We start from the raw sequence: 12,804 nt of genomic DNA on the forward strand, positions 1-12,804 counted from the left end.
TACTTTCAGCTTTTAAAAATCAGCGTCTTGACGACCACCGGCACCGTTCCGGCGACCGACTTGCCAATATCGATATAATCACCGGGCTGCGCATGAATGCGGTCCAGGCTTATAACCTGCCGTGCGGCCCCGCGGTGCTTTAGCATAAGCCCCAACGCCTTGGCATAGTCCTGCTCCATGACGACGAGTAAAATCTGCGCTTCCTTCGCCGTTGCTGCCAGCAGTCCATCGGCAAGCTTTGCCAACTCCTCATACGAGCCGCCCGTAGGGCCAGTCAAGGCAATAGCCACCTGCTGTCCCGCGGGATAGACGGCCCGCTTTACGCGATACTCCTCGCGAAGCGCTTCTGGGCACGCCAAATGCTCCAGGCGGATAACGGGAATATTCGTAAGCGGTACCAGTTCATCATTCATCATGACCGTACTGCCACTTAGCCGCACGGCATAACTTCCCGCACCGATGACAGTAGCCCGGATGCGTTCCCGAGGATTTAGCAGCTTCACTTCCGGCTGGGCCGAAAAAACCTGCCAAAAGGCCGCCCCCACTAAGGGGCCGATGTCGCCATAGCGCAGGACATCGTCCCAGCCCGGTTCTGCTTCCTCACGGATGTATTCTGCCACACCACCCGAAAACATCACGGCCGAAAGTCTCCCCTGCCGTTTGCTGTGACCAATGAAAAGCCGCTGTTCTGCGGGACTTAGCGGTTCATCCAGGCAAATCCGCCGGCAAATACCAGCAAACCTGTCCGCCAGCTCTTTTAACTCAGCGAGCCTTGCCACTTCGCCAAGACGGAGCGACAATCCCAGCAATGCCACCAGCGGCTGGATGCGCGGGGAAATATACGTCACGCGGTGGTCCGGTGCCACGCGCACCAAGCGCCCGCCAATATCCAATGCAAAGGCGTCCTGCAGTTCACCGCCCAGAAAAACGGCCACATTAGTCGTCCCGCCGCCAATATCAAAATTGGCTACGGCAATCGGGACTCTTTCCGAATAGTCAGCCGCCCCGGCGCCATAGCCAGCCAGCACTGATTCCAAATCCGGCCCAGCCGCCGCCACGACAAAATCGCCAGCGGCGGCGGATAATTTATCCACCGCCAGTCTGGCATTTTGTTTACGCGAACTCTCGCCCGTAATGATAACAGCCCCCGTGACTATGTCTTCGCGTTTCACCCCGGCCTGCGCGTACTCAGCGAGCAGCAGCCGATCCAAAGCCTTGGCATCGATATTGCCATCGTCACGAAGCGGCGTAAAATGCACGGGGCTTTTATACAGGACTTCCTTTTGGGTGATTTTCACATCGGGAATTGCCGTATAGGAATTGTTTTCCAACCGCAGCCGACTAAAAATCACCTGCGAAGTAGTCGTGCCAATATCGATACCAGCACTTAAGATTTCCTGCGCCATAGTCAAGCTTCCTCATCGAGGGCATCGAGCACGCCAAACTCCTCATCAAACGGACGGATATGCTTGTTGCCATGCAGGAAATAATATGCGATAGCCAGTGCATAAATCCCCACCACATACGGCAGGACTTCGCCCGATGCCATGACCAGGCTCACGAGACAGAACACTGCCATAACAGCACTGACAATTGGAATCAACAGGCTCGGCACCTTGAACGGACGATGAAGCGCCGGTTCCTTATGGCGCAAAATGAAGAACGAAACCAAACTCGTCAGATACATGACAACAGAACCATAGCAGGCAATTGTTATGACCAAATCCGTAAGTCCCGTAAGCGCCGTAAACAAGCAGACAATGCCCGGCAGGATAAGCGCCCAGACCGGCGTATGATGCTTCTCGTCAAGATGCGCGAGGAACTTTGGCAGATACCCCGTACGGGCCATCGCATAAGTCTGGCGCGAATAGCCAACGATAATGCCATGCAGCGATGCCACAAGACCGAAAAGACCAATGCCGCTCATAAGAAGTACCGGCAGCGAACCTTCCCCATAAGCCGCACTAAGCGCCAGTGGCAACGGGAAATCGACAGCAGCCACCGCATCCACATCGGCTACGCCAGCCGTCAAAAAAAGCGTCAAAATCGCCATGACCAAAAGCGTTGCCATACCGCTCAAAAAGCCTTTGGGAATATCGTGCTGCGGGTCTACCATCTCCTCGGCACTCATCGCACCACCTTCGATAGCCAGATAGAACCAAATGGCAAACGGTACGGCTGCCATCAAGCCATCAAAGCCATGCGGCAGCAGCGGCGTGGTGACAACGCGGGCCATATCAAAATGCGGTGCCGCCAGGCCCCAATAAATCACAAGGCCGATCAATGCGATAACCGTCACAGCCAATTCAAACGTCGCCGACGTCTTCATGCCCAGGTAGTTCAAAAAGATAAAGAAGAAAAACGCCGCTACGGTCGCTACCATCGGGTCAATGACTGGCAGCAGTGCGTGGACATAACCACCAACGGCTAACGCAATAGCCGGCGGCGCAAAGACAAACTCGATAAGGCAGCTGATGCCATTGAGGTAGCCGCCAAATTTCCCCATAGCCCGCCGCGCATAAGCTGACGGACCACCTGCATGCGGGATAGCCGTCGCCAGCTCCGAATACGAAAGGATAAACGTCACATAAAAAATCGTTACCGGAATCAGCGCCAGTGCGAGTCCCATGACACCACCAGCCGCAAATCCATAGCTCCAGCCAAAATAATTGCCGGAGATGACAAGACCTACTGCCAACGACCAAAGATGAATCGGCTTTAGCACCCGTGTAAGGTTTTCCTCACGCTTCCCTGCCATCGCCTCAGATACCACCATTGTGCTTCCATGTTCCATGCTCATACATATTCCTCCTATCGCACAAAAGCCAGCCTGCTCTGCCGATGCCTTTGGGCATCAGCAAAACAGACTGGCTCCTCTGCCTGAAGTATTCCATTCTCATCATCAAATAAAAAGACGCCTGACCGGAGGCTGGGCCCAGCCTCCAATCAAGCGTCGTTGCTATCTTGATGATGTAGTAAATATATCATACAACATAGCTGCTGTCAAGAACACGTTTTACACTTTTTCTCAATCAGCACAATATGGTGGTCATTAAATCAATAGGAAGCAACAGCGTCCAATGCTTTAACGCCATAAGATTTTTCTACATGGACAGCCTGACCGCCCGTAAAGATTACGAGGCAGACATCCGACGGAGCGTTAGCCTTGACATAGTCGAGGTCAACCTGCATGAGCTTGTCGCCCTTTTTGACCTGCTGGCCCTGCTCAACGAATACCTCAAAGCCCTGACCGCCGAGTTTAACGGTGTCAACGCCGAAGTGAATGAGGAATTCCGTGCCGTCAGCGGCCTTCATGCCGATGGCATGCTTCGTATCGAATACGAACATGACCTCAGCGTCGCACGGAGCAACGACATTGCCGTCAGCCGGTGCGATGAAGAAACCATCGCCCATCATCTTGCCAGCGAAGGCAGCGTCCGGAGCTTCCGTGATGGCATGAGCCGTACCAGCTACCGGAGCAAAGAACTCATGCTCACCATGAGCAGCTGCCGGAGCCTCAGCCGTCGTTTCTGCCGGCTCCTCAACAGCCGGAGCGTCAGCCTCAGGCTCAACTTCCGGAGCCGTAGCCAGATACTCTTCGAGGTTTGACTTGATGACAGCAACCTTCGGTCCATAAATGACCTGTACGCCCGTGCCTTTGACGATAACGCCCGAAGCACCCGTAGCCTTCAGTAGTTTCTGGTCAACGAGCGCAGAATCTGCTACCGAGCAGCGCAGGCGCGTTGCGCAGCAGTCAACCGACGTGATGTTGCGCTTGCTGCCAAGAGCGCGTGCGATAACCGGGCTGAGCTCATCGCCAGCAGCACCAGTGGCGCCCTCTTTGCGAGCCTTGACGTCAGCTTTCGTGTAAAGCTTCGTCTCTTCATCATCCTCCTCGCGGCCCGGCGTCTTGAAGTTGAACTTCTTGATGAGGAACGAAAATGCAAAGTAGTACAGGAAGAAATAAACGATACCAACCGGGATGATGAGCATCCAGCTCGTCTTGTCATTGCCCTGCAGGATACCGAAGATAAAGAGGTCCAGAAGACCGCCGGAGAACGTAAGACCAACGGCGATATTGAGCATGTGCGCAATCATGTATGCGGCACCAGCCAGAAGAACCTGAACACCGAAGAGCATCGGTGCAACGAACAGGAAGGAGAACTCGATCGGCTCCGTGATACCCGTGAGCATCGAGGTAAGCGCTGCGGAAAGCAGCAGGCCGCCAGCAACCTTTTTCTTCTCCGGACGAGCGCAACGGTACATAGCAAGAGCTGCACCCGGCAGACCGAAGATCATGAAAATGAACTCACCGGAGAAATAACGCGTAGCGTCAGCACTGAAATGTGCGACATTCGGCGAAGCGAGCTGCGCGAAGAAGATGTTCTGACCGCCCTGTACGAGCTGGCCATCGATCATCATGCTGCCGCCAACACCCGTCTGCCAGAACGGCAGATAGAATACATGGTGCAGACCAAACGGAATCAGTGCACGTTTTACGATACCGAAAATCAGCGTACCGATATAGCCCGTGCCCGTAACGACGTTGCCAAGACCAAAGATGAGGTCCTGAACAACCGGCCAGACAAACGTCATGGCAATACCGACGAACAGGAAGACCACCGTCGATACGATAGGAATGAAACGCGAACCACCGAAGAAGGACAGCGCATCCGGCAGTACAATCTGATGATAGCGGTTGTGCAGAATCGAAACGCCGATACCGACGATGATACCGCCGAAAACGCCCATCTGCAGCGACATGATGCCGCAGCTCGAAGCAATCGTACCTTCGAGCACGCCCGGTGCAATAGAACCATCTGCCAGGATTTTGCCCGTCAGCTGGAGCATGGCATTACAGGAAACATGCATGACGAAGAAGGAAATCATTGCAGCCAGTGCCGCAACTTCCTTCTCGGCTTTCGCCATACCAATAGCAACACCAACGGCAAAGATAATCGGCAAGTTGCCAAAAATCGTACCGCCAGCAGCGCTCATAACCGTAAGCAGGGAGTGAAGCACTGTTCCATCCCCCAGCAGCGATTCCAAACCGTAAGTCTTGATCGTCGTCGGATTTGTAAACGACGAACCAAGGCCTAACAGCAGACCGGCAATCGGCAGAACTGCAACGGGCAGCATGAAACTGCGGCCAACGCGCTGCAGCACGCTGAAAATTTCGTCTTTCATTAGACACATCCTCTCTCGTCCAATTAAAAAAGCATTTACCTGCTATTTAACCCGAGTACCATAGCAGATAAATGCTTATTACCGGACACACCTTAAAATATTTACCGCGGTTATTATAACATAGTCGCCTAAAATACTTCAAGACACATACCGCAAAAAAAGACTTTCGAAGCTAAAAATGGAACGTTGTTACAAAGTTATCGATTCGTAAGTAATTTTTTTCTATTTAACTGACCATTTGCACTTTGACTGCCAAATTCACACAAAAATGACCGGTCAAATTGACCGGTCAAATGTCAAACAACCCTTACTTTTCCCGTAGCGGCCGGATTTTCTCTATCAGCTCGATAACGGCATCCTTGGCATTGCGGTTATATTTGAGTTTGCTGACGCCCTCGTGATTTTGCTTATAGGCATCGTAGTCGGTGACGAGAGAAATCTTGTCGCCTTTCTTGAAGGTATTCAAGATGGCCAGTACGTCTTTTTTCTGGGCGCACCATTCCTTCGTGAAATCGTTGATCTGGTTGGCGATGATTTCCTCGATGCGCGTCTCGATCACCGTCCCCGCATCAAGGCCCTTGTATTTTATCGGGTCTTGCTTCATATCCTCCCAGAATCCGCCAATGACATCGGCCAGCGCCGGATTCGTCTCACGAAGTTTAGCGATGTGGTTATCGATGGCTTCATCCTCGATTGGCGCAGCGATGATGACATCCTCCTCAGGCATGTAGTTCTGGATCAGCGAGAGGATATAGCGATAGTCGATGGTCACGCTGGTGATGTTCTCGAGCTCATAGCCGATATCGATATGGATAGGCTCATCCCCATCCTCCTTGGGCTTGCGCAGCTCCTCGATGACGTTGCGATACTTGCCGCTGTAATCGTTGAGCTCCTCCCTATCGACATGATACTCCGAAAGGTCATGGTCTTCCCACTCCTGATAGACCTGCAGCTCACCGCTGAGGCGGTCAACCTTCTGGAAGGCCTTGGCAAATTTCTGCATCGCACTGCGGTCTGTCAGCGCATCGACATTTTCAGGTGCTGGCGCAAGACTCTTAAGCTCATTGAGCGCTTCGCGGAACTCTTTTTCGAGCTCCGCAAAAGCTGGCGCACTGACCTCGTTGGTGCCGCCATGGCTGTAAAGCAACAGCGCACCATCCACCGCTTCCTTGTACTCCGCCGAGCGCTGGAAGATGACAATCATGCCATAACGCTTGCTCTTGTCATAGATGCGGTTCGTGCGGCTGAACGCCTGAATGATATTCTGCGGCGCCATGGGCGGACGGTCAACGAAGAGTATCGCACAAGGCGGGGCATCAAAGCCCGTGAGCAGACGGTCCACCACTATGACGAGGTCAAGCTGCTCCTTGCGCTGTTTATAACGTCCCTTCTTGCGAGCCAAGCGGTCGTTGAGATTCGTATTATAGGCCTGCAAGCTGTCCAGCCCGAAATTCGTGCCAAACATTTCATTATAATCTGCCAGCGATTCCTTCATCGCCTGCTGGTTGGCAATGGAGTCCTGCTCATTTTCCGTAACCGTATAGGTAATGGCAATCTTCGGGAAGTCCACGGACTTCTCACGAATGGATGCGGCGACCTTCCCTTCGGCAATAGACTGCCGAAACAGCCGATAATATTTCTGCGCGATTTCAATCGACGGCACCGTAAGAATAGCCTCATAGGCCTCGCCCTGCGGCGCCTGCAAACGGAACTTGCCCGCGGCTTTGTTGAGGATATAATCTACGACTTCCGCACGGTGCGCCTCACTATCGTAGATATCATCGCCTTCATTTTTATAGTAGGCCTGCATGACCGACCGCTCGCGTACCACAGCATCCTGCGCCGCCAGTTTGTCGTAACTTCCCACCGCAAGCTGTTCGCCCACGGTGAGGATTGCTTCCTCTGACAGCGAATCCTTATAGTCAATCTGGAAGCCCAGCACCGCTTTATTCTGCAAGGCCTCCTTGATGGTGTAGTTATGCAGGCAGGGCCCGTAAAGCGCCTCCGTCGTGCGCGCCAAATCGCCTTTGCGCTGACGTTTGTTCTCGTCAAAAATCGGTGTACCCGTAAAGCCATACCAAAGCGAATGATAGAAGAACTTCTGCAGTTCCCGCTGCGTCTCCGGCGTAACCGTGCGATGGCATTCATCGACGACAAAAGCGATGCAGAGCCCATGCAGCCTTTTGGCTGTCTGCGAATCCTTCTTCGCTTCGGTATTATAGCGCTTCATGATAATCTGCAGCTTCTGGATGGTCGTGACAATAACGATACGGTCTTTATTCTTGAGCTTCTTTAACAGCTCGTGGACATTATCGGTATCGTCGACATCGATGATGTCATTTTCCGCATAGGCCTTGAACGAAAGCGACGTCTGCTGGTCAAGATCCTTGCGGTCAATGAGGAAAATCGTCTTGTCAATGCCAGGGATAAGCGACAGATTCTTCGCCACCGTATAGGAGGTCAGCGTCTTGCCCGAGCCGGTCGTATGCCAGATAAAGCCCGACTCCTGCCTGGATGAGGCCCGCTTTACGGCCTCAATCGCATGTACCTGATACGGCCGCAAAAGAATGAGCTTATGCCGCTCGGCATCGACGACGCTGTAATGGCCAATCATCTCATGCGCCGCCGGAATGCGCAAAACCTCCTCGGCAAAGGCCAGATAATTCTCTATCGGCTCATTTTGCTTATTGACCCAAGAGGTCAAAAACTTCTCATTGAGATTTGAGCCCGTATCCGCCGCGATATAGCGCGTATTACTGCCATTGGACACCACAAACATCTGCATCATACCAAAGAGCCCACGGAACTTGCCCTCGAGACTGTACTTCTTGATTTGACGGAACGCATCCATAAACGGATGATCCTGATTCTTGAGCTCAATATGAATCATCGGCAGGCCGTTAATCAGCAGCGTCACATCAAAACGGCGCTCGCGGTCATCCGCATCCTGCTTATCGGAAACGAACTGGTTGATGACCTCATAGGACGAACGGCCGCCCGCAATCTCGCGGTTGCTGATCGCCATCAGATGAATCGAACCCTTGCCAGCGTCCTCACGCGTGAGTGGGATAACGGCCTCTCCATTCTCCCCCGCCAGCCACAGCGCCGCCTTATAAGGACTCTTGGCGACATCGAGCATATACTCCCGAATCTGATGAAACTCAACATCAGTTATCGGCTCGCCATCAAGCGCCGCCAGATTGTTCTGATTGAGCTTGTCGCGGAAATTCGCCCAAAGCGACGCTTCATCCCGAATATCCTTGCGATACGTCCACTGCGACACATCCTGCGTCAACTGCCGTATCAAATCCCTTTCCATCACAGCCTCGCTCTGCGCCATGTTCATGCACCTCGATTATCACCTCATCATTGACGAGGATTTATTTTATTGCTATAATTTGTATATAGCAAAGGGTGCTTCACACAAGGGTATTAGCCCGTTTTGATAGTCACAAGAAAAATGACCGTCTAGTTTTGCAGGCTAGGGGCGGTCATTTTCTTATATTCAAGCCTTTTCCAATCATATAGCCTAAGCTAAAGATGGCTATTGCAAAGCCGATTACGACCAACAAAGACTCCATTGTCATCAGACATCCCTCCCCATACATATTTCCCGAAAGGGATTTCTATGTAATCGGAGGGTCACAGTCCCTCCGCAGAGGGCTAACCGCTTCCTGTGTGATAGCACCACGGATATTATAACACAAAGAGCGTTTCGATGTCACGATAACTACAACATCGAAACGCTCTTCTATTTTTTATAAGTCTTCTGCATCAAAACGCCCTAGCTTTAGAATCCGCTACGCAGTGCGTAGCGAATTGGAAACCACACTATTACAACGAACTAAATAACATTATGAATCACTTTTATATTTATTTAATGCCTCTCTATATAAATCTTTACATTCATCCCAAAAACAGTTTTTATTACTTTGTAGTTCCAAAAACTTTTCATATATATTAGAATAAATAATTATATGTGCTTGATTTTGTATATTATCCTTATTCATTTCATCCATTTCAAAATCTACATCTGCTGATACCGCAGCCTCTAACAATCGTAATATATCTTCTTTACGAATACTATCTATCAATTTATACTCTCCATCTTCCCCCAGAAAGTATCCTTTACCACTTTCAATTTTTAAGTAATTCATAATCCCTCTTCCTCTCATTATATGCAATTTCCCCAGCCTCAAGGCAATTCAACATAGCCTTAATATTGCATATTTCTTTACCCTTAAATGTCTTAAGGAACTTATTACTTGGACGACCATAATACAATTCATATGAAACTTCATTATTCTTTATATTTCGTTGAGTATAAACTATAAAATCCGGTTTAATAGAAGCGCCAACTGTGTTATTATGAGTTACCAACACCACAGGCATATTTTTCGATATTTCTTTTATTATATGATTTACATTCTCTTTTAAGAAAATATTATCAAACGACGATTCAATCTCATCAATCAAAAGCATATCATAATTATTTGCATCAGCTATTTCTTGCAGTAAATTAAACTCTGCTCTTTCTCCTCCCGAAACATCAAAACCATATTTATTTAATACTCTACATTCTATAGATATAAAATATTTATAATAATCCGAATCTAAGATCGCCCCCATATCTTTCAATCTCTGCAAATAATCAAATGGATTTTCCTTGTAAATTGGCATTATTTCTCGAAAATGGACATTTTGACGTCCACTATAAGCTTTAAGCGCCCCCGCACTTTCAAACGGTTTACGCTCAATTTGCACAGAAAAATCTTCCACATCATAACTATTAATTATTTTTTCCTTTTTCATCAAAGATACAAGTTCATTAAACTTTTCAACCTTCACTCTATTTAGCTGGCATTTATAAAAATCAACATCAGTTATATTTGTCGCAGCGCTACGACATTTAAGTGCCGACTTAATTTTTGCAACGATATTATTAACATATTTCTCCTTCAATGACTTTTCTTTATCTTTATTATGTTTATAAATCAAAGCACTATGTAATTTTACCAGCGAACTTCTATCTATATATGTTTCAATTACGTCTTTTAATTCACGTGTATCAAGTAAAATTTCTACAGAATTTATCAAGTTTATAATATTATCCATTTTTCGCACAGGAAACTCTCTTTCGTTATATAATCCACATCTTGAAAACATATCTGCACGGTCAGTTTCTTTTGCATATTTTACTAGTGAAACAATATAATCATCAATTGCTTGTTCATCACTTTCAAGTGAAATATTCTTTACCATTTCGACAGCATTCTTAAATGGTTCAAGATACTCGTCTGTAAAACTACTTTTCTTACTCGCAATATTATCTGAAAACTTCCTCGCTTCTTTAGAAGGGTCTGTCTCAATAAGTGCGAATTGTTTAATATACTTAATATTATCATTTTGCGAACAAATTTTATTTAATGTATGCGTTTTTCCTGATGACCTAGAACCAATAACAACATTAAGTCCTGTAGAAAGAGGAAGATTAGGTAAGGCATAAAACTCCCCGACCCCCTCATCCTCTGTTAACGATACACTACTTCTGTTCAATAATGATTTTTTTATTGCGTTTACTGAAACATCGTCAATATTAAAATAAGTTTGTCTCGCCGGATACTCTACTAATTCATCTGTAGGGCGCAAATCACTAAAGTACACAGGAATCAATGAATTATCATCCTTATAGCTATATATAAACTTTTTAACGCTCCCTACCTCACCACACAAGATATATTCTTTCATTTTTTGAATGATATTTTTATCAACATGTGGTTTTTTATCACTATGTGGAATCCAGAGATATTTACTCATATCATTAAATATTCCACTTAACTCATCATATGTAATTTTGTCATCCTTATTTTGGATTCTTTTCCTAACCTCCTCACAACGAGTAAAAAAATCCTCAACCTCATCACGCTCTGTAATACATATCATATGGCCAAAACTACTATCACCAAGATTAATCTCTATTCCAGGAAGTACCGTTGCTACCCCTTTAAGAGCATCACTTATCTCTCTAAATTGGCTAATATCAAACATATTATGATTAGTTATAGCTATTCCATCAATGTGACATTTTTCTATATACTTAATTAAAGATGTAATGGAAAAATTAAAATCATGGTCACTTACAGTTTTGACAGTGTGGATATGTAAATCTAATTTCTTCATACCATCATCCCTAACTTTTATAAACATTAATCAAATATCCGCATTAACATTTTTTACTTGTAGCATATACGCAACAATTCATTTGCGAACACAATGTGTTCGCAATCAGCTCTATCTTCACCGTAAATATCTTTTAACACCTTATTGATTTCATTCGTAGCCATTCACCATCAATTAATTTATTTCTTAGGAAACATATTCTGCAACATATATTTCTTAATTTCTTTAAGGTTATCATGCTTATGCTCATGAACGGCGATAAGGTTGTCGAAGCGCATAAAATATGAGCCAATCCGTTGTTGCTCCTCAATGCTTGGGAACATTCCCTCGCAACTTGCTATATCATCCTGTCCTATAGTTGTGAACGCCGTAGTCTTAGATTTCTGTATGAATTGCGATTTTATCATCTGATTGCCAAGGTTAATTTTAACAAACATGGGATCATAAAAGGTCTTATCTACCTTCAATCGTATAAGGTGATCATCATAGACAAACTCCCCACTATCTAGCAACACATTGGCTTCTGCAATGCCTTCGGGCTTCAACGAACTTCTTGTCATGAATATGTCACCATACTCCACGTTACATTTTTTCAATTCGGAATCTCCGTAGTTACTGTACGTTAAGTCCTCAATATGTATTCTGTCTGGTGCATACATATTGATAACATTGATATGTCTTATTTGAGTAGGCTCATCAGACTGATTGTTAATTACACCATTTGATAATTTTTCCTTTGTAATATCCCCCAACTTCCGCTGTTCCCAATCGCTAGTAAATCCTGCAAAGCGAATCTCTGGAACTTTTTCTCCTTTTTTCGGAAACATTTTTTGAAGCATATACTTCTTTACTTTTTGCAGTTCATCACACTTACGCTGATGAAGGGCGATGAGATTGTCAAGGCGAGCAAAGTATGCGCCGATCTGCTTCTGTTCTTCAATACCTGACAAGGCTACAGGCGTAGCTTTGACCTGCTCTATGGTGTAATGAGAGATTGTCCCCGTATGTGAAATGCTGATTAGATAATTCCTGAATAGTGGACTTTCAAAATATGTAAACAGATATTTGCTGTCATGAACTGCTGATTTTTTTACCCATATCAAGTCTGCATCTTTGGTGTATAATGGCTGGTCATCCGGCACCACATAAGGAATACCTATGCTTCCGCCTCCAGTAACCAAAATATCGTCTTTTTCCAACTTGCCTGATGAAACGGCCAATGTTTCATACAACTCTTGGGAAATAAATGCTTTTTCATTTGTTATGCCTTTATAGGCTGACACAACATCACTTGACCTATAAAATGGAACGCCCTCATCTGTCCATTCATCTTTATGGACACGAGAAGCCGACAGGACTGATGTTATATCACCAATCTTCTGCTGTTCCCAATCGTCCGTATATCCTTGAAACCGTATATTCGGTACTTTCTCCATT

7 protein-coding genes are annotated in these 12,804 nt (G+C 46.8%); all 7 read right to left on the bottom strand.

Annotated elements, in window-relative coordinates; genetic code table 11:
• Window positions 1–5: 5 nt before the first annotated feature.
• Window positions 6–1,406 carry an ethanolamine ammonia-lyase reactivating factor EutA gene (locus FZ040_RS03255; RefSeq protein WP_149170671.1) on the bottom strand — a complete coding sequence of 467 codons (1,401 nt, stop codon included), beginning with the start codon at window positions 1,404–1,406 and terminating at the stop codon, window positions 6–8.
• 2 nt (window positions 1,407–1,408) lie between these two features.
• Window positions 1,409–2,800, bottom strand: a complete 1,392-nt coding sequence (gene eat / locus FZ040_RS03260) for an ethanolamine permease (RefSeq protein WP_222930932.1) — start codon at window positions 2,798–2,800, stop codon at window positions 1,409–1,411.
• A 257-nt stretch (window positions 2,801–3,057) separates the two neighbouring features.
• Window positions 3,058–5,187, bottom strand: a complete 2,130-nt coding sequence (locus FZ040_RS03265) for a PTS sugar transporter subunit IIABC (RefSeq protein WP_149170672.1) — start codon at window positions 5,185–5,187, stop codon at window positions 3,058–3,060.
• 307 nt (window positions 5,188–5,494) lie between these two features.
• Entirely contained in the window at window positions 5,495–8,527 is a 3,033-nt protein-coding gene (locus FZ040_RS03270) for a type I restriction endonuclease subunit R (RefSeq protein ID WP_149170673.1), read from the bottom strand.
• Between the two features lie 514 nt (window positions 8,528–9,041).
• Window positions 9,042–9,344 (bottom strand): hypothetical protein, encoded by a 303-nt coding sequence (locus FZ040_RS03275; protein ID WP_149170674.1) that lies wholly within the window; start codon window positions 9,342–9,344, stop codon window positions 9,042–9,044.
• Window positions 9,325–11,367: a hypothetical protein gene (locus FZ040_RS03280; protein ID WP_187620217.1), complete on the bottom strand. Its 2,043-nt coding sequence runs from the start codon at window positions 11,365–11,367 to the stop codon at window positions 9,325–9,327. The genes FZ040_RS03275 and FZ040_RS03280 overlap by 20 nt, the downstream gene beginning before the upstream one ends.
• Before the next feature lie 179 nt (window positions 11,368–11,546).
• Window positions 11,547–12,803, bottom strand: a complete 1,257-nt coding sequence (locus FZ040_RS03285) for a restriction endonuclease subunit S (RefSeq protein ID WP_149170676.1) — start codon at window positions 12,801–12,803, stop codon at window positions 11,547–11,549.
• Window position 12,804 lies beyond the last annotated feature (1 nt).

Origin of the sequence: Pseudoselenomonas ruminis (assembly GCF_008271295.1) — a bacterium.
Taxonomy (GTDB): domain Bacteria; phylum Bacillota; class Negativicutes; order Selenomonadales; family Selenomonadaceae; genus Selenomonas_A; species Selenomonas_A ruminis.